The sequence below is a fragment of the Alsobacter soli genome (assembly GCF_003004785.1).
In the GTDB taxonomy this organism is placed as follows: Bacteria; Pseudomonadota; Alphaproteobacteria; order Rhizobiales; family Beijerinckiaceae; genus Alsobacter; species Alsobacter soli.
Map to the genome: position 1 here is coordinate 26,988 of NZ_PVZS01000026.1, position 16,713 is coordinate 43,700.

A 16,713-nucleotide genomic window follows, 5' to 3' on the forward strand; every position below is an offset into this window, starting at 1 on the left:
GCCCGCCCCAGGCGCCGGCCGCAACCGGCGCCTGCAACCGCCGCTCGGTCGTCGATGGCGGCATGGGCGTTCTGATCGTCGGGATCCAGAGCAGCTTGCGAATGGGCGCTGCTCCCGACGGCCTGTGAATCATGGGGACGGCTCGCCCACCGCTTCAAATTTCCGCTAAACCCATCCCAATGCGCTTTCCTCCCGGGCTCCTCGACGAGATTCGCGCGCGGCTGCCGGTGTCGGCGGTCGTGGGCAAGCGCGTGCGCCTGCAGAAGGCGGGGCGCGAGTGGAAGGGGCTGTCGCCCTTCAACGCCGAGAAGACGCCGTCCTTCTTCGTGAACGACCAGAAGGGCTTCTTCCACGATTTCTCCTCCGGCAAGCACGGCGACATCTTCGCCTTCGTGATGGAGACGGAGGGGGTCGCGTTCCCGGAGGCGGTGGAGCGGCTCGCCGGCATGGCGGGCGTCCCGATGCCCAAGGTCTCGCGCGAGGCGGAGGAGCAGGAGAAACGGGTGCGCGGCCTCAACGTGGTCATGCAACTCGCGGCGGACTTCTTCCGCTCGCAGCTGGAAGGGCGGATCGGGGCCAAGGCGCGGGCCTATTGCGAGGGACGAGGGCTCGGGCCCGAGGTGCGCGAGCGCTTCGGCCTGGGCTATTCCAGCCCGGAGCGGCACGCCTTGAGGGACTACCTCGCCGGCAAGGGCGTCTCCGTGGACGCGATGATTGAGACGGGGCTCCTCGTGCACGGCGAGGACGTGGCGGTGCCTTTCGACCGGTTCCGGGACCGGCTGATGTTCCCGATCTGCGACATCCGTGGCCGGGTGATCGCCTTCGGGGGCCGGGCGCTCGCTCCGGAAGTGCCAGCCAAGTACCTGAACAGCCCGGAGACCTCGCTCTTTCACAAGGGCGCGGTGCTCTACAACCACCACAACGCCCGCAAGGCGGCCCACGACCGCGGCACGGTGATCGCGGTGGAAGGCTACGTGGACGTCATCGCCATGACGACCGCGGGGTTCCCCCATGCCGTCGCCCCGCTCGGGACGGCGCTCACCTCCGAGCAGCTGGCGCTGCTGTGGCGCATGGCGGACGAGCCGATCCTGTGCTTCGACGGCGACAAGGCCGGGCGCCGGGCGGCCTACCGGGCCATCGACGTTGCGCTGCCGCAGCTCGAGCCGGGGAAATCCGTGCGCTTCGCGCTATTGCCGGAGGGGCAGGACCCTGACGACCTTGCGCGCTCCGGGGGCGGGCAGGCCATCGCGCGCGCGCTGGACGCGGCGCTACCCATGGCCGAGCTGCTCTGGCAGCGCGAGCTGGAGGCCGGCCCGCTCGACACGCCCGAGCGCCGGGCGATGCTGGAGAAGCGGCTGAAGACGTTGCTCTCGGGGGTGCGGGACGAGGACCTGCGCCGGCATTATCGGGCCGAGATGGACGCGCGGATGCGCGAGCTGCTGCCGCGCCCCCAGTATGGCCACCGCCAGGCCGGGCAGCGCCAGCACGCGGGTCCTCAGCGCGGGGCCATGCGCGGCCGCGATCCGCGGCGGGGCGGCGGGTTCCCACCCGAGCCGCTGCGCGCGTCCGAGAGCCTGGCGCGCTCAGCGCTGTTCTCGCAGGCCCCCGCGATCTCGCCGCGGGAGGCCCTGATCCTGGCGGCGTTGGCGAGCCACCGGGACCTCCTGTCGGCGCAAGCGGAGGCCCTTCTGGAGCTGGACCTGGAGCATCCTGACACCCGGCGGCTTCGCCAGGCGCTGGTGGACATCGACGCTCACCTGGATGCCGGAGCCGCGGACGAGGTGCGCGCGGCCCTGGACGCGCAGGGGTTGGGTCCGTTGCTGGCCCGCGTGGAAGCCGCCGTGCGGCCCGGGGATCGCTGGTGTCTTGACTCTTCCGCCGATCCCGTCGAAGTGAGAGAAGGCCTTCGTCAGGCCACGACCTTGCATCACAAGGCGAGGACGCTACATAAGGAACTCGGAATGGCCGAAATGGCCTTCGCCCAGGATCCTTCCGAGGCGAACCAGGCTCTGATGCTGGATCTGAGGTTGCAGCTGTCCACCATCGAAGGGATGGAGGCTGAGATCGAGAAGCGGGGTCGGGACGACCCGCTTGCGGATCCCGACCAGGGCGACTGATCCCAGGTTCCCCGCCTCACGAGGGCAAGCGGGAAGGTGTGCTGGGGCACGAAGGACGCCGGTCTGGCGCGGGTAGGTTAAGGGTGACTTAAACGATTCGCGAGTTTGATCGGAACTACGGTTGGCACGGGCGGACGGACTGAGGTCCTTTCCGCCCTGCATTGCGTTGGATGAGACCCGCGGCCGGCGGGGCAGGCTTGGAGCGACCGGGCATGGCGACGAAGACGACTGAGAAGAACGAGGGCGACGTGGCTGAAGCGCCGCAGGTCGACAGCCCGCTTCTCGACCTTACCGACCAGGCCGTCAAGCGGATGATCAAGCTCGCCAAGAAGCGCGGGTATGTGACGTATGACGAGCTGAACGAGGTTCTCCCGTCGGACCAGAACTCCTCGGACCAGATCGAGGACATCTACGCGATGCTCAACGAGATGGGCATCAACGTCGTGGAGTCCGAGGAGGCCGACAGCGAGCGCGCCGAGGGCGAGGGCGGAGCCGACGACGAGGAAGAAGGCGGCGAGCTGGTCGAGGCGGCGCCGCGCGCCGTCGTGACGCGCGCCGAGAAGGCCGAGCCGACCGACCGCACGGACGATCCGGTCCGCATGTACCTGCGCGAGATGGGCTCGGTGGAGCTCCTGTCCCGCGAGGGCGAGATCGCCATCGCCAAGCGCATCGAGGCTGGCCGCGAGGCCATGATCGCGGGCCTCTGCGAAAGCCCGCTGACGTTCCAGGCCATCATCATCTGGCGCGACGAGCTCATGGAGGGCAAGGTCCTCCTGCGCGACATCATCGACCTCGAAGCCACCTACGCCGGCCCCGAGGGCAAGGGCGGCCCCAAGGCCGAGGACGGCGAGGGCGAGGAGGAAGGCGAGGCCGAGGCGCGCGCCGAAGGCGAAGAAGGCGCGATCCCCGAGGGCGACCTCGAGGAAGACGACATGGAGAACAACGTCTCCCTGTCGGCCATGGAAGCCGAGCTCAAGCCCAAGGTGCTGGAGACCTTCGACCGGATCGCCGACGCCTACAAGAAGCTCGGCCGCCTTCAGGACCAGAACGTCGAGTCCAAGCTCCAGAACCAGTCGCTCTCGCCGGCGCAGGAGCGGAAATACAAGAAGCTGAAGGAAGAGATCGTCACCGACGTGAAGTCGCTGTCGCTCAACCAGAACCGCATCGACGCGCTGGTGGAGCAGCTCTACGACATCAACAAGCGGCTGATCAGCCTCGAAGGCCGGCTCATGCGGCTGGCCGAGAGCTATCGCGTCTCCCGCGAGGACTTCCTCAAGAACTACCAGGGCTCGGAGCTCGATCCGAAGTGGGTCCTGCGCGTGTCGAAGCTCGGCACCCGCGGCTGGAGGGAGCTGATCGCGGCCGAGAAGGACACGATCAAGGACATCCGGCAGGAGATCCATGCGCTGGCCGCGGACACGCGCCTGGAGATCCAGGAGTTCCGCAAGCTCGTGCACATGGTGCAGAAGGGCGAGCGCGAAGCGCGCCAGGCGAAGAAGGAGATGGTGGAGGCCAACCTGCGCCTCGTGATCTCCATCGCCAAGAAGTACACGAACCGCGGCCTGCAGTTCCTGGACCTGATCCAGGAGGGCAACATCGGCCTGATGAAGGCGGTGGACAAGTTCGAGTATCGGCGCGGCTACAAGTTCTCGACCTACGCCACGTGGTGGATCCGGCAGGCGATCACCCGTTCGATCGCCGACCAGGCCCGCACCATCCGCATCCCGGTGCACATGATCGAGACGATCAACAAGATCGTGCGCACGTCGCGCCAGATGCTTCACGAGATCGGCCGCGAGCCGACCCCGGAGGAGCTGGCCGAGAAGCTGGCGATGCCGCTGGAGAAGGTGCGCAAGGTCCTGAAGATCGCCAAGGAGCCGATCTCCCTTGAAACGCCGATCGGCGACGAGGAAGACTCCCACCTGGGCGACTTCATCGAGGACAAGAACGCGATCCTGCCGATCGACGCGGCCATCCAGTCGAACCTGCGCGAGACGACGACTCGCGTGCTGGCGTCCCTGACGCCCCGCGAGGAGCGCGTGCTGCGCATGCGCTTCGGCATCGGCATGAACACCGACCACACCCTGGAGGAGGTCGGCCAGCAGTTCTCGGTGACGCGCGAGCGCATCCGCCAGATCGAGGCAAAGGCGCTTCGCAAGCTGAAGCACCCCAGCCGGAGCCGGAAGCTCAGGAGCTTCCTGGACAACTGATGCGGAAAGGCCCCCGGAAACGGGGGCCTTTTTTGTTGGACGTCTTGCTCTTGCGACGGACCCTCAGCCCAGGGCGGAGGCCGCCATTGCGGAAGCGAAGGCCGCGAGCACGCCTGCGCCGGCCCGGTCTAGCGCGCGGCTCGGGAGGTGATCCGCCAGTTCGCGTGCGATCCAGCACCCCAGGGCGCCCCAGGCCAAGCTTGTCAGCAACGCTGTCGAGGCGATTCCCGCCACAAAGGGGAGCAGCGCCTCAGGTTCGGCGGGCGCCAGGCTGAGCGCAAAGACGAGCGCCTTGGGATTGACCAGGGTCGTCATCAGCGCCTGGGCCGGGCCAATGGAAGCGGCGCCGGGCCGAGCCGGGCCGCGCCAGAGACGTCTTGCGCAGCACAGGAGCCAGGCGGCGCACAGCACCCGGACGCCGGAGGCCGCCCATGGGAAGTCCGCCAGGATCGGGCTTGCGTAGCGGGCCAGCAGGGCCACCGACGCCAGGTATCCCAGAGCAGTGCACACGGCGAGCCCGAGCAGGCGTCGCCAATGGCCGCGCTGCGCCCCGGCTGACGCCAAGAGGGCGTTTGTGGGACCTGGCGCGGCCAGGAGGGCCGCCGCGGCGACAAAGGAGGGGAGGGGGAGCGGGGGGGGCATGGCGCTCGCGTAGCAGGAGCGCTTGCGGGCAGTCGTTGATTAGGAGTCACGACGCGCCCAAACGCGAACCGCCACGGTTGGGGCGAAGCGCGTACATCCGGCGTCTTCGGTCCCTTGCGTGGCGGCGTTTCGGCGGCGGAGCTTTGCGGCTCGACGCCGCCGTCTGATCTCTAGATGGGGTTGCTGCTCCCGATTGCAAGGCCCGGCGGCGCCGAGCGCGCGCGGCGGCGGCCCCGGCACGCTCATTCGGAACAGGCGCGCGGCCGGCCGCGTTGCACAGCGGTCCCGGGCCGCATGGCCGGCGGGACGTTTCGCGATTCGAGGGAGTTCAACAGATGCGCAGGATGATCATTCTGGCGGGCGCGCTCGCCTGCCTGCCGATGGCGGCCCACGCGCAATCCGACGGACGCGACTGGGACAGGCGCGGCGACTGGATGCAGCAAACGGGCGATCGAGGGGACTGGCGCGACAGTTCGGACCGCGATCGCTTCGACCGCGGCCGGGGCATGGAGGAATCGCGTGACGCCCGCAGCGGCTGGCGGGACCAGGGGCGCTCGCGCGACGGCGAGGACGAAGACCATGGTCGCGGCGGAATGGGCATGGGCATGGACCACGAGGAGATGATGCGCATGCATCATCGCATGATGCGCCAGGGCATGGGCATGGGCATGGGCGGGATGGGCCGCGCAGGCGCGAGCTTCATGCTGCGGGCCGGCGACGTCCGCCTCGGGGTGCGCTGCAGTCCCTCCGAGACCATGAAGGCCTGCGTGGACGCCGCGACGGACCTGATGGACCGGGCCAAGACCCTGTCGACAGGCGGCATGTCCGGCTCGTCCTCCACCACGGCTCCGTCCACCTCCGGGTCGGGCGCCGGAACTCCGGGCTCGACGAGCCCTGGAACAGGCGGCGGAGCGGCTGCTCCCAAGCCGTGAGGCGAAACGGCGCGCCGGGACCCAAGCCGGTCCTGGCGCGTTGACGCGGAGACAACGACAAATGGAGCAATCCCCATGAGCCTGGCTCTCCCGCGCAGTACCTTCATGATCTTCGCCGCCGCTTCGCTGGCGGGCGCGGCCATGATCGCGGCCCGTCCGGCCGCGGCCGCCCCCGCAGCGCCGGCCCTCGTGGCCCAGTCCGCCGACGGCGGCGCCGTCACCCAGGTCCAGTGGAGTGGGCGCCATTGGGGCGGCCACTATGGCGGTCGTTATGGCGGCGGCTACGGCCGCCACGGCTACTACCGCCACGGCGGCGGCTGGGGCGGCGGCGCGGCTGCGGCCGGCATCGCCGGCCTCGCCACGGGCGCCATCATCGGCGGCGCTCTTTCGCAGCCCGCCTATCCGGCCTACCCCGCCTACGGCGCAGTCGAGAGCGGCGGCGATTCCACGGCCTACTGCATGCAGCGGTTCAGGTCCTACGATCCGGCGAGCGGCACTTACCTGGGCTACGACGGCATGCGCCATCCCTGCCCGTAATCGGCCAGCCTGCATGAGCAGAGAAGAGCCCGCTTCGGCGGGCTCTTTTCGTTCAGCCACGGATGCGGGCGCATAAGCGCCGGATCGCTTTCGTCGGGACGCCAATGCCACTACAAGCGCCCGATGAGCGAAGCGACACTCTCCCGGCCGACCCGCTCCGCGTGGATCGGAGAGATCCGGTCCACCCTGGCCCTGAGCTGGCCCCTGATCCTGACCAACGTCGCCCAGACCGGGATGACGGCGACGGACGTGCTCATGCTTGGCCGGCTCGGTCCCGAGGCCGTCGCGGCCAGCGCCCTGGGAGCCAACCTGTACTTCTTCTTCCTGATGTTCGGCATCGGGGTGATGAGCGCCACCTCGTCCCTGGTGGCCGCGCAACGGGGGCGGATGGCGCATTCCGTGCGAGAGGTCCGGCGCATCCTGCGGCAGGGAATCTGGGCGGCCGTGTGCATCAGCGTTCCGTGCTGGGCGGCGCTGTGGAACGGCGAGACCGTGCTGCGCTGGCTGGGGCAGGACCCCAAGCTCGCGGCGGAGGCCGGAGCCTATCTGCACACGCTGCAGTGGAGCATCCTGCCGTTCCTGCTTTACCTGGCGCTGCGCTCGTTCATGGCGGCCATGGAGCGGCCCGCCTGGGCGATGGCGGCCGTGTTCATCGGGCTTGGGGCGAACGCGCTGGCGAACTGGCTGCTCATCTTCGGCCACTGGGGCTTCCCCAGGCTCGGCGTGCCTGGGTCGGGACTGGCCACGCTCTGCGCCACCACGCTCATGGCGCTGGTGCTTGTCGGTGTGCTGATGTCCGACCGGCGTTTCCGGCGCTATCGCGTGTTCGGCCGTCTCTGGCGGCCCGACTGGTCGCGCTTCCGCGCGTTCTGGCGGCTCGGCCTGCCGATCGGCGTCACCGTGCTGTTCGAGGCCTCCATCTTTCAGGCGGCGGTGGTGCTCATGGGCCTGATCGGCGAGACGGCCCTGGCGGCCCATGCCGTAGCTATCCAGATCGCCTCCCTGACGTTCATGGTCCCGCTTGGCATGGGGCAGGCCGCCACGGTGAGGGTGGGGCGAGCCTTCGGAGCCCGCGACCCGCACGGGGCGACGCTTGCCGGCTGGACGGCCTTCGCGCTCGGGGTCGGCTTCATGGCCTGCACGGCGGTGCTGATGGTGAGCGCCCCCAACCTGCTGATCGGGGCGTTTCTCGATGTTTCAGCCCCGACCAACGCGCATGTGGTGGAGACCGCCACCCTGTTCCTTGCGTTTGCGGCGCTGTTCCAGGTGGCCGACGGCGCGCAGGTGGTCGGGGCCGGCATGCTGCGGGGCCTGCATGACACGCGCGTGCCCATGTGGTTCGCGGCCCTGGGCTATTGGGGCCTCGGCTTCCCGCTCGGCGCGACGCTTGCGTTTCCGCTTCATTGGGGAGGGGCGGGGGTCTGGGCCGGGCTCGCCGCGGGCCTCGCCGTGGTCGCCGTGCTGATGCTGTGGCGGTGGGCGCGTCGAGACGCCCTGGGCCTTGTGCCTCGGATGCGTTGATCCGACGCTATGGACGCAACTTACCCTCGCAAGGTAGGCTGCGCGCAACGCGACCAGGAGCTGTTCCCCCCGATGCTCTTCAGCGATCCCCCGGCGGGCTCCTCGCGAGCCGAAGCCATGCGCGCCAACGACGACGGGCCGGACGGCGAATTTTTTCGCGCGGCCTGGAACCTTCCGCCCGGCGCGACGTTTGCAGGCTTCGCTGGATCGGTCCCGTTCCCGGCGGCCTTGTCGCGCGGGCTGCGCTTCCCCTGAATTCGGGTTGTGCATGCTGCTCGACCGGCTCAAGCGCGAGACCCGCGCAGACCATGACAGGATCGAGGCGGATCTGGACCTGCTCAGGCCCAATCTGTCGCTGGCGGACTACGTCGGACTGCTGCAGCGCTATCACGCCTTCTTCCGGCGCTGGGAGCCGCGCGTCGGCGCGCTGGTCGGCGACGAGGCCTTCTTCGGTCCTCGGCGAAAGCTCGGGCTGCTGGCGGACGACCTCGACCAGCTCGGCGCCAAGCCGTCGACGCTCACGGCGCCCGTGCCGGCGTTGGCCAGCAGGGCCGAGGCGATGGGGTCGCTTTACGTGCTGGAGGGATCAACCATGGGCGGTCTGGTGATCGCCAGGCATATCGAGGGCGTCCTGGGCCTGCGTGGTCCAGGAGCGCGGTATTTCAGCAATTACGGCCGCGACGCCGCGGAGCGGTGGCGCACGTTCCGGGCCGCCCTGGCCGACATCTCGCGTCCCGAGGACGAAGACGCCATCGTGGCCGCCGCGCGCGGGACATTCGTTCTGCTGAACCGCTGGCTCTGCCCCCAGGAGCCTGCCCATGGGTGAAGCGCTGAACGATCCAATGCTCGACAGCTGCGCGCGCGAGCCGATCCGCACGCCCGGCAGCATCCAGCCGCATGGGGCCCTCTTCGCCCTGACGCCCGGGGAGTGGCGGCTGGCGCAGGCCAGCGCGAACGCAGACCGGGTCCTGAACTGCTCCGTGGAGAGCGCCCTCGGGCAGCCGATCAGCGCGGTGCTGGCCGACGGGGCAGACGACATCGCCGCCGTGCTGGCGGGCGGGGGCGAGTTTCCGCCCTCGCGCGTGCTGCGCATCGCCGGGGTTGACTACCACCCGGTGTCGCACTGGTCCGGCGGGGTCATGATTCTCGAGCTGGAGGAATCCGCGCGGGGAGCGAACGTCCGGCTCGAGGACGCCTATGGGGACGTCCGGCGCTTCGCCCAGGAGATGCAGGACAGCCACGACGAGCGGGACGTCGCGCAGAGCGCCGCGGATACGGTTCGCCGCATCACGGGCTTCGACCGCGCGCTGATCTACCGCTTCGACGAGAACTGGAACGGCGTCGTGCTGGGCGAGAGCCGCAATGACGCCCTGCCGTCGTACCTGCACCTGCGCTTCCCGGCGTCGGATATCCCGGCGCAGGCGCGCGAGCTCTACCGCCTGAACCGCGTGCGCCAGATCCCGAACGCGGCTTACGACCCCGCGCCCATCCTGCGCGCGCCCGGCGTCGCCTCGCCGGAGCCTCTCGACCTGTCCTACTCGGTGTTGCGGAGCGTGTCGCCCGTGCACCTCGAGTACATGCGGAACATGGGCACGGCGGCGTCCATGTCCATTTCGATCGTCGTGAACGGCCGGCTCTGGGGGCTGATCTCCTGCCACAGCGCAGAACCGCGCCGGGCGCCCCAGCCGGTGCGTACGGCCTGCGACTTCATCGGGCAGATCATGGCGATGCGCCTGGCCGGCCTGGACCTCTACGCCGAAGCCTCCGAGCGCGTGCGCCTGCAGAGCGTCCACGCCCGCCTGCTCACCGCAATGGCCCTGGCGCCAAACCTCCTTGTGGGCCTGACCCAGGACGGCGGAGCCCTGCTTGACCTGACGGGAGCGGCCGGCGCCTCCGTGGTGTCGGACATGGAGGTCCGATCCGTGGGGCAGACGCCGGACGACCGCGCGGTCCGCGCCATCGCGGGCCGGCTGTCCAGCCTGACGGAAGACGGCGTCTACGTGACCGAGTCGCTGGCGCGTGACATCCCGGAAGCGGCGGAGCACAGGGACAGCGCGAGCGGCCTCCTGGCCATCTCGATCTCGCAGATCCACCCCAGCTACGTGCTCTGGTTCCGGCCCGAGGTGATCCGGACCGTGCACTGGGCGGGCGAGCCCGCCAAGACGCGCGAGCCCGGCTCCGAGCGGCTGTCGCCGCGCAAGTCGTTCGAGTCCTGGAAGGAGACCGTCCGGCTCACGGCCGACCCCTGGTCGCAGCCGGCCGTCGACGCCGCCCGGGCGCTGCGAACCTCCGTGGTCGACATCGTGCTGCGGAAGGCCGAGCAGATGGCCGAGCTCACGGGCGAGCTCGAAAAGTCCAACAAGGAGCTCGAGGCTTTCTCGTATTCCGTGTCGCACGACCTGCGCGCGCCGTTCCGGCACATCGTGGGCTACGCGGAGCTCTTGCGGGAGCGGCTCAGCGGCACGCTGGACGACAAGGGGGCGCATTACCTGGAGACCATCATCCAGTCAGCCTTCTCGGCCGGCCGGCTCGTGGACGACCTGCTGAGCTTCTCCCAGGCCGGGCGCGTCACCCTGCATCCAGTCCGCGTGGACATGGGCAAGCTGGTGGAGGAGGTGCGCCGGCTGCTATCGCCTCAGACCGCGGGCCGTTCCATCGAGTGGAAGATCAGCAAGCTCCCGCCCGTGCACGGGGACCCGAGCCTGCTGCGCCAGGTCTGGCAGAACCTGATCTCCAACGCCGTGAAATACACCAGCGGGCGCGAGACGGCCCTGATCGAGATCTCGGCGGAGAAGAAGGCCAACGAGACCCTCTTCACCGTCCGCGACAACGGGGTCGGCTTCGACATGACTTATGTGGGCAAGCTCTTCGGCGTGTTCCAGCGGCTGCACCGGGCCGAGGAGTTCGAGGGCACCGGCATCGGCTTGGCCAATGTGCGCCGCATGGTGGAGCGCCACGGCGGCCGCGTATGGGCGGAAGGCGTGCTCGACCAGGGCGCCACGTTCCACTTCACTCTTCCCAACCCGGAGGCCCGCTGATGGCCGAGCTGAGACCCATCCTGCTCGTGGAGGACAGCTCCCGCGACGTGGAGCTGACCTTGGCGGCCCTGGCGAAATGCCAGCTCGCCAACGAGGTCATCGTCGTGCGGGACGGGGCCGAGGCTCTGGACTACCTTTACGCTCGCAACGCCTTCCAGGATCGGGAGCGCGGCGACCCGGCCGTGGTGCTGCTCGACCTCAAGCTGCCGAAGATGGACGGCCTCGAGGTCCTGGAGCAGATCAAGAAGGACCACGATCTTCGCCCCATCCCTGTCGTGATGCTCACATCTTCGCGAGAGGAGCGGGATCTGGTGCGCAGTTACCAACTGGGGGTCAACGCTTTCGTGGTGAAGCCCGTTGATTTCCAGGAGTTCTTCAAAGCCATCCAGGAGCTTGGCATGTTCTGGGCGATCCTCAACGAGCCGCCGCCTCCGGGCAGCCGCTTGCGTTCTTCCCAGGGTTGAGCGCGTGCCGGGCAGCAGAATGGTCAAGATCCTCCTCGTCGAAGATTCGGAGCTGGACGCCGATCTGGTCGGCGAATACCTGCGCAAGAGCGGGCTGAGCTTTTCCGTCACACGGGTCGAGGATCGGGCGGGCTTCGAAGCGGAGCTCGCGAAGGGCGGCTACGACCTCATCCTCTCCGACTTCTCGCTTCCAAGCTTCGACGGGATGGCGGCCCTGGCCCTGAGGCGCGAGCGGGCCCCCAACGTGCCGTTCATCTTCGTGTCCGGCGTGCTCGGCGAGGAGATCGCGATCGAGTCGCTGAAACAGGGCGCGACGGATTACGTGCTGAAGCCCCGATTGCAGCGCCTGGGCCCCTCGGTGGAGCGCGCGCTGCGGGAGAGCGAAGCCCAGAGCCTGCGACGGCGCGCCGAGGAGCGGACGCGCCTGCTGGTGGCGGAGCTGAGCCACCGGGTGAAGAACACCCTGATGACCGTGATCTCCATCGCCCAGCAGACGCTGCGACGGAGCGACGACCTGAAGGCGTTCGAGACGGCCTTCCTGGGGCGCATGCACGCGCTCGCCGGCGCCCATTCGCTGCTGCTGCGGGCCAACTGGGGCGACATGGACCTGGAGGAACTCCTGTCGGAGTCGCTGAAGCCGTTCCGGCGAGGGGACGGCCAGCACGTGCTGCTCCACGGGCAGGATGTCCAGCTGCCCCCGCAACACGCCCTGACGGTGAACCTGATCATCCACGAACTGGCGACCAACGCGGCCAAGTACGGCGCGCTCGCCTCGGATGGCGGCCGGATCTTCGTGGACTGGACGGTGGAAGACCGCGGCGGCGCGGATCACCTTCACCTGACCTGGCGGGAGCAGGACGGTCCGCCCGTCAAGGAGCCGCTGAAGCGCGGCTTCGGGTCGACGCTGATCCAGCGCAGCGTCGGTTTCGAGCTGGGCGGGACCGTGTCGCTGCGCTTTCCGCAGACGGGCGTGGTGTGCGAACTGGATTTCCCGCTTGCGCCGGAGCCGCGAGACATCGAGATCCAGACCTGAGTTCCAGCGCGCGGCGGGCCTCAGGCCCGCATGGCTCCGGGCTCCCGGACCGCGCCGAACGCCTTCTCCATGGCGCGGCGAAGCGCGATCTCGTCGTAGGGCTTGGCGACCTGCGGCAGGGAGCGGAACGGCTGCGGCAGCACGGGCGTGTCGGCGTAGCCGCTGCAGAACAGCACGGGCACGCCGCGCTGAGCCAGCAGTTCGGCGACCGGATAGATCAGCCGCCCGCGCACGTTCACGTCCAGGATGGCGGCGTCCAGCCGCTCGGACCGAGCGGCTGATTCAGCCTCCTCGATCTGCGAAAAAGGGCCGACGATCTCGCAGCCCATGTCATTCAGAATATCCTCCAGCGCGAGCGCCACCAGGAGTTCGTCCTCGACGACGAGGACCCGCAAGCCGGAGAAATCAATCATGGATGCCATAACGCAGAGCGGGGCTGCGGGTTCCGGGGTTTACGCAAGTTAGTCTAGCCGCCAGCCTAATCCTTCCTTGACCGGGCCCTTCCGCCCGAGTCGTCCGGAGCCGACAATGGACCGCGCCCTTGCCCATGCGCTCGATCTTCTCGAGCGCATTCCCCTCGTGGATGGCCATAACGACCTGCCCTACGTGATCCGCGCCGATCGGGCGGCGAGGGGCGACGTCGCCGCCTGGGAGCCTGGGCGGGTGCATCAGGACCACGACACGGACCTCCCCCGCCTCAAGGAGGGCCGGGTAGGCGCCCAGTTCTGGGCGGCCTTCATTCCCACGCACTCGCCCCATCCGGGTCGGACCGTGATGGAGGTGATCGACGTCATCCTCCAGATGGAGCAGCGCTATCCGGACCTGCTGCTGCCGGCCCGGAAGGCCGCAGACGTCGCCCGCGCGAAGGCGGCCGGCAAGATCGCGTCCTTTATCACGGTGGAGGGCGGGGTCGGCCTGGAGAACAGCCTTGCGCCGCTGCGCGTCTTGCATGCGGCGGGCATGCGGCTGATGACTCTCTGCCACAATGAGACCCTGGACTGGGTGGACAGCGCCACAGACGCGCCCCGGCATGGCGGGCTGACCGCGTTCGGGCGGGCCGTCGTGGAGGAACTGAACCGCCTCGGCGTCATCATCGACCTGGCGCACGTCGCGCCCACGGTGATGCACCAAGCGCTCGACGTCTCACGGGCCCCGGTGGTCTTCAGCCACTCGAACGCGTTCGCGCTTTGCGATCATCCCCGGAACGTGCCGGACGATGTGCTGGCGCGGGTGAAGGGCAAGGATGCGGTCGTGATGGCGACCTTCGTTCCGGCTTTCATCAGCCAGGAGGTGCGGGACTACTACAGGCCCCTGAGCGACCGCTGGGGCAAAGCCCCGCTGTCCACTCCGGAACAGGCGCCCGCGCCCCCGAACGGAGCGGCTCCGCGGGCGACCCTGGAGCAACTCTGCGATCACATCGAATACTTCGTCCAGCGAACCGGGCTGGCCCATGTGGGCATCGGCTCGGACTACTACGGCGGGCGCGTGCCCGTCGGCCTGGAGAACGTGAGCCGTTTCCCGCACCTTCTGGCCGAACTCATCAGGCGTGGGTGGTCGGATGACGCGATCGCCGGCATCGCAGGCGGCAACTTCGTCCGAGTTTTCCGCAAGGTGGAGGCGGTCGGCCGTCGCCTGCGCAGAAGCGAAACGCCGCGCGTCGGGCACGCCGCGGACTATGACCGTGAGACGGGCGGCTGAGCTCCGCTCAGGCCCAGATCACGGACGCGGCCTCAGCCGGGACAGGATCGCGCGATGGAAAGCCCCAGAGCCGCGGCCTGCGCACCGTCGGGCGCGGCGCAGCGATGGCCAGAACGTCGCCGTCCTTCTGGAAGGCGGCGGGATCATAGGCGAGGGCTCCTCCAGCCGCGCCTGCGATGACGTTGCGCAGCAGGTCCATGCCCTCGGGATCGATCTCGATGGCGCGAGCATCCAGGTACGGCATGGCCTCCCCCCATTGATTCGCCCAGCCCGGGCGGCCGCTCTTGCAGCGCTCACGTCAACGCTCATCGAGGAGGCTTGTTCCCGGCGTTAGCACAATCTTAACGGGTTCTTCGTTGTCGGACCGGGTGGCCGGTGATAGCGTGCCCGCCCGTTGCGGCGCCGTGAAGAGGGCGGGGCATGACAGCGACGATCGCAATCGCCGAAGACGAGGCAGACCTGCGCGACGCAGTGGTGGAATACCTGTCGCAGCATGGGTTTCGCGTGCTGTCGGCCCGGGACGCCGCGAGCTTCCGCGCCCTGACCCAGGACGAGCCGATCTCCGTCGCCGTGCTGGACATCTCCATGCCTGGCGAGGATGGGCTGTCCCTGGCCCGATGGCTGCTCGAGCAAGGCGCCCCGGGCATCATCTTCGCGAGCGCCCATGGGGCGGAGATCGATCGGGTGGTGGGTCTGGAACTCGGGGCGGACGACTACCTGGTCAAACCGTACGATCTCCGCGAGTTGCTGGCCCGTGTCCGCTCGGTGCTCAGGCGACTGGACGCGCCTGCGCCACCCTGGGCGACGGCCGACGCGGCCATCTGAACGACCCTGCCATCCTGAAAGCGGAGCCCCGCCTTGGCGATCCGATGCAACCTGTGCGGCGGCAAGTCCTTCACGGACATGCCGAAGCGCCCGAAGGCGCGCTGCGCATCCTGCGGGTCGCTCGAGCGAACGAGGCTCGTGGGACTTCACGTCCAGGAGCGGCTGAGCCTTCCGCCGGACGCCCGCATCCTGCACTTCGCGCCCGAGCGAGGGCTCGCGTCCATCCTGCGGGCCCGGGGAGGACCAAATTACCGGGCCGTGGACATCGATCCGAGCAAATATCCAGGCCTCGACGCCGAGCCCTTCGATCTGTGCCGGGACGTGTTCGACCTTCCGCGCGGGTACTACGACCTGATCGTGCACAACCACGTCATCGAGCATATCCGCTGCAGCTACACGGTTCCGCTGATCCGCCTGGCCCAGGCGCTGGCGCCAGAGGGTGTCATGCTGTTCACCATGCCGATCTTGCCGGGCGGGTTCAGCGAGGAACTGGTGGACCTGCCCGAACACGAGATGGTCGCGCGGTTCGGCCCCATGATCCATGTCCGGCGCTTCGGGGCCGACTTCATCCCGCAGACGATCGGCATGATCTTCCGCACGCCGGCGCGCTACGACGTGACCGCGCGGTTTTCCGAGCAGCGGCTGCGCGAGATCAATCTGCCCGAACATCACTGGCGGCAGTGGACGGGGGCGAGCGTCTTCGAGGTGAGGGCGTCGGACCTGCGGGTCTGATCAGGCGCGGTTGTGCATGTGCCGGGCGAGGGCCTCCACGCGCGGCATCACCGCCTCGGTCACGCCCGGATGACGGACGGTCTCGGCCCAGGCCTGCCGGAAGCAGATAAGCCAGCCCTCGATCTCTTCCGGCCCGATGGGCGCGTGGAGATGGCGGGCCCGCAGCATGGGCGGGCCGTTCTTCTGGACGTAGACCGGTGGGCCTCCCAGCCAGCCCGTGAGGTAGTCGAACAGTTTCTCCTCGCTGCCGGCCAGGGACGCAGGATGCACGGCGCGGCACGCCGCGGCTTCAGGCAGCGCGTCCATGAGGTCATAGAAACGGCGGGTCAGCGCCCGGATTGTCGGCTCGCCGCCGATCAGCGCATAGAGGCTCGTGTCGGTCGTCATGGCCGCACCGCTTAGCGCAGGGCGGCGCGACGGCAAAGCCCCGGTTTCAAACCTTGGGCCGGCGGCCGGCGCGCTCGTTGCGCTCGGCCTCGGACATCGGCACGGCAGGCGTGCTGCCGACCGTCTCGCCCGGGGGCGAGCCGGGGGCGATGCCGCCCGGCTCCAAAGGATCGACATCCTCGTCCGCAACGGGCAGTTCGGGAATGCCCGGCTTGCGCTGCGGGTCCGGTTCGTCTTGCGGCAAAGGGGGCTGCTTGGCGGACATGGCGCGTCTCCTGACCCACAATGGCGGAGACGCGGCCGAGGTTCCGCTAGCCGCCGTGCCGCGACTCCGATCCCATGAATTGGAGCAAGGCCATGGCGACAGCATGGTACCGCTGCCGTTCCTGATCGGAGAAGTCCCGCTCAAGGTCGAAGCCGATGGCGCTGTCGTCATCCAGCCGCATCGGGTGCTGCGCAAACGCCTCAGGCATGAGGTTGGCGATGTAGCTCGCCACTTGGTGAACGTCCTTCTCCATTTGTCGCCCCTGTTATCGATTTCGCCTTGGCCGTCGGGGGAGCTGGCGTACGTATACGA

18 protein-coding genes are annotated in these 16,713 nt (G+C 68.9%); 12 read left to right on the forward strand and 6 right to left on the reverse strand.

All coding sequences use genetic code 11. The annotated features are described in order from the left end of the window. Positions 1-179: 179 nt before the first annotated feature. Together dnaG and rpoD are read left to right on the forward strand one after the other, a co-directional pair. Positions 180-2,117: a DNA primase gene (gene dnaG / locus SLNSH_RS19095; protein ID WP_106338843.1), complete on the forward strand. Its 1,938-nt coding sequence runs from the start codon at positions 180-182 to the stop codon at positions 2,115-2,117. Positions 2,118-2,329: 212 nt separating this feature from the next. After that, entirely contained in the window at positions 2,330-4,327 is a 1,998-nt protein-coding gene (gene rpoD / locus SLNSH_RS19100; protein ID WP_106338845.1) for an RNA polymerase sigma factor RpoD, read from the forward strand. Positions 4,328-4,390: 63 nt separating this feature from the next. On the opposite strand, the gene SLNSH_RS19105 is transcribed toward rpoD, so the two are convergent. Continuing rightward, positions 4,391-4,969 (reverse strand): LysE family translocator, encoded by a 579-nt coding sequence (locus SLNSH_RS19105; protein WP_106338847.1) that lies wholly within the window; start codon positions 4,967-4,969, stop codon positions 4,391-4,393. A 335-nt stretch (positions 4,970-5,304) separates the two neighbouring features. On the opposite strand from SLNSH_RS19105, the gene SLNSH_RS19110 reads away from it, so the two are divergent. From SLNSH_RS19110 to SLNSH_RS19145, 7 genes are all read left to right on the forward strand, one after another. Further along, positions 5,305-5,901 (forward strand): hypothetical protein, encoded by a 597-nt coding sequence (locus SLNSH_RS19110; RefSeq protein ID WP_106338849.1) that lies wholly within the window; start codon positions 5,305-5,307, stop codon positions 5,899-5,901. A 75-nt stretch (positions 5,902-5,976) separates the two neighbouring features. Next, complete coding sequence (locus tag SLNSH_RS19115; protein ID WP_106338851.1) at positions 5,977-6,438, forward strand: BA14K family protein; 462 nt, start codon at positions 5,977-5,979, stop codon at positions 6,436-6,438. Positions 6,439-6,561: 123 nt separating this feature from the next. Then, positions 6,562-7,959, forward strand: coding sequence for an MATE family efflux transporter (locus tag SLNSH_RS19120; protein ID WP_106338853.1), 1,398 nt, complete (start codon positions 6,562-6,564; stop codon positions 7,957-7,959). 268 nt (positions 7,960-8,227) lie between these two features. After that, positions 8,228-8,785: a biliverdin-producing heme oxygenase gene (locus SLNSH_RS19130; protein ID WP_106338857.1), complete on the forward strand. Its 558-nt coding sequence runs from the start codon at positions 8,228-8,230 to the stop codon at positions 8,783-8,785. Then, a complete protein-coding gene (locus SLNSH_RS19135) occupies positions 8,778-10,997 on the forward strand; it encodes an ATP-binding protein (RefSeq protein WP_106338859.1) in 2,220 nt (739 codons plus the stop codon). The genes SLNSH_RS19130 and SLNSH_RS19135 overlap by 8 nt, the downstream gene beginning before the upstream one ends. Then, the gene (locus SLNSH_RS19140) at positions 10,997-11,461 is read left to right on the forward strand and encodes a response regulator (protein WP_106338861.1); all 465 of its coding nucleotides are present in this window, start codon (positions 10,997-10,999) and stop codon (positions 11,459-11,461) included. Before SLNSH_RS19135 ends, SLNSH_RS19140 begins: the two co-directional genes overlap by 1 nt. Before the next feature lie 19 nt (positions 11,462-11,480). Further along, positions 11,481-12,494, forward strand: coding sequence for a sensor histidine kinase (locus SLNSH_RS19145; RefSeq protein WP_106338863.1), 1,014 nt, complete (start codon positions 11,481-11,483; stop codon positions 12,492-12,494). A 20-nt stretch (positions 12,495-12,514) separates the two neighbouring features. Here SLNSH_RS19145 and SLNSH_RS19150 read toward each other — a convergent pair whose 3' ends face one another. Further along, positions 12,515-12,907, reverse strand: a complete 393-nt coding sequence (locus SLNSH_RS19150; protein WP_106338949.1) for a response regulator — start codon at positions 12,905-12,907, stop codon at positions 12,515-12,517. 115 nt (positions 12,908-13,022) lie between these two features. Here SLNSH_RS19150 and SLNSH_RS19155 point away from each other — a divergent pair, with 115 nt between their 5' ends. After that, entirely contained in the window at positions 13,023-14,192 is a 1,170-nt protein-coding gene (locus tag SLNSH_RS19155; RefSeq protein ID WP_106338865.1) for a dipeptidase, read from the forward strand. Between the two features lie 7 nt (positions 14,193-14,199). Here the strand turns inward: SLNSH_RS19155 and SLNSH_RS19160 are convergent, their stop codons facing one another. Beyond that, positions 14,200-14,436 (reverse strand): hypothetical protein, encoded by a 237-nt coding sequence (locus SLNSH_RS19160; RefSeq protein WP_106338867.1) that lies wholly within the window; start codon positions 14,434-14,436, stop codon positions 14,200-14,202. Positions 14,437-14,612: 176 nt separating this feature from the next. Between SLNSH_RS19160 and SLNSH_RS19165 the strand changes: the two genes are divergently transcribed. Both SLNSH_RS19165 and SLNSH_RS19170 read left to right on the forward strand, forming a co-directional pair. Next, positions 14,613-15,017, forward strand: a complete 405-nt coding sequence (locus SLNSH_RS19165; protein WP_106338869.1) for a response regulator transcription factor — start codon at positions 14,613-14,615, stop codon at positions 15,015-15,017. A gap of 33 nt (positions 15,018-15,050) precedes the next feature. Next, positions 15,051-15,749, forward strand: a complete 699-nt coding sequence (locus tag SLNSH_RS19170) for a class I SAM-dependent methyltransferase (protein WP_106338871.1) — start codon at positions 15,051-15,053, stop codon at positions 15,747-15,749. Here the strand turns inward: SLNSH_RS19170 and SLNSH_RS19175 are convergent, their stop codons facing one another. From SLNSH_RS19175 to SLNSH_RS19185, 3 genes are read right to left on the reverse strand one after another with little or no spacing between them, the layout of a single operon-like run. Beyond that, positions 15,750-16,136 carry a group II truncated hemoglobin gene (locus tag SLNSH_RS19175; RefSeq protein WP_106338873.1) on the reverse strand — a complete coding sequence of 129 codons (387 nt, stop codon included), beginning with the start codon at positions 16,134-16,136 and terminating at the stop codon, positions 15,750-15,752. 46 nt (positions 16,137-16,182) lie between these two features. Next, on the reverse strand, positions 16,183-16,401 hold the full coding sequence (locus SLNSH_RS19180) for a hypothetical protein (protein WP_106338875.1): 219 nt from the start codon (positions 16,399-16,401) through the stop codon (positions 16,183-16,185). Between the two features lie 46 nt (positions 16,402-16,447). Then, positions 16,448-16,654, reverse strand: a complete 207-nt coding sequence (locus SLNSH_RS19185) for a hypothetical protein (protein WP_106338877.1) — start codon at positions 16,652-16,654, stop codon at positions 16,448-16,450. Positions 16,655-16,713 lie beyond the last annotated feature (59 nt).

Excerpts from the sequence above, each read along its gene's own strand:
- SLNSH_RS19150 (WP_106338949.1), bottom strand. The coding sequence starts at position 12,907 with ATGATTGATTTCTCCGGCTTGCGGGTCCTCGTCGTCGAGGACGAACTC.
- SLNSH_RS19135 (WP_106338859.1), top strand. The coding sequence starts at position 8,778 with ATGGGTGAAGCGCTGAACGATCCAATGCTCGACAGCTGCGCGCGCGAG.
- SLNSH_RS19175 (WP_106338873.1), bottom strand. The coding sequence starts at position 16,136 with ATGACGACCGACACGAGCCTCTATGCGCTGATCGGCGGCGAGCCGACA.
- SLNSH_RS19145 (WP_106338863.1), top strand. The coding sequence starts at position 11,481 with ATGGTCAAGATCCTCCTCGTCGAAGATTCGGAGCTGGACGCCGATCTG.
- SLNSH_RS19105 (WP_106338847.1), bottom strand. The coding sequence starts at position 4,969 with ATGCCCCCCCCGCTCCCCCTCCCCTCCTTTGTCGCCGCGGCGGCCCTC.
- SLNSH_RS19185 (WP_106338877.1), bottom strand. The coding sequence starts at position 16,654 with ATGGAGAAGGACGTTCACCAAGTGGCGAGCTACATCGCCAACCTCATG.
- dnaG (WP_106338843.1), top strand. The coding sequence starts at position 180 with ATGCGCTTTCCTCCCGGGCTCCTCGACGAGATTCGCGCGCGGCTGCCG.
- rpoD (WP_106338845.1), top strand. The coding sequence starts at position 2,330 with ATGGCGACGAAGACGACTGAGAAGAACGAGGGCGACGTGGCTGAAGCG.
- SLNSH_RS19180 (WP_106338875.1), bottom strand. The coding sequence starts at position 16,401 with ATGTCCGCCAAGCAGCCCCCTTTGCCGCAAGACGAACCGGACCCGCAG.
- SLNSH_RS19130 (WP_106338857.1), top strand. The coding sequence starts at position 8,228 with ATGCTGCTCGACCGGCTCAAGCGCGAGACCCGCGCAGACCATGACAGG.
- SLNSH_RS19140 (WP_106338861.1), top strand. The coding sequence starts at position 10,997 with ATGGCCGAGCTGAGACCCATCCTGCTCGTGGAGGACAGCTCCCGCGAC.
- SLNSH_RS19165 (WP_106338869.1), top strand. The coding sequence starts at position 14,613 with ATGACAGCGACGATCGCAATCGCCGAAGACGAGGCAGACCTGCGCGAC.
- SLNSH_RS19120 (WP_106338853.1), top strand. The coding sequence starts at position 6,562 with ATGAGCGAAGCGACACTCTCCCGGCCGACCCGCTCCGCGTGGATCGGA.
- SLNSH_RS19110 (WP_106338849.1), top strand. The coding sequence starts at position 5,305 with ATGCGCAGGATGATCATTCTGGCGGGCGCGCTCGCCTGCCTGCCGATG.
- SLNSH_RS19155 (WP_106338865.1), top strand. The coding sequence starts at position 13,023 with ATGGACCGCGCCCTTGCCCATGCGCTCGATCTTCTCGAGCGCATTCCC.
- SLNSH_RS19115 (WP_106338851.1), top strand. The coding sequence starts at position 5,977 with ATGAGCCTGGCTCTCCCGCGCAGTACCTTCATGATCTTCGCCGCCGCT.
- SLNSH_RS19160 (WP_106338867.1), bottom strand. The coding sequence starts at position 14,436 with ATGCCGTACCTGGATGCTCGCGCCATCGAGATCGATCCCGAGGGCATG.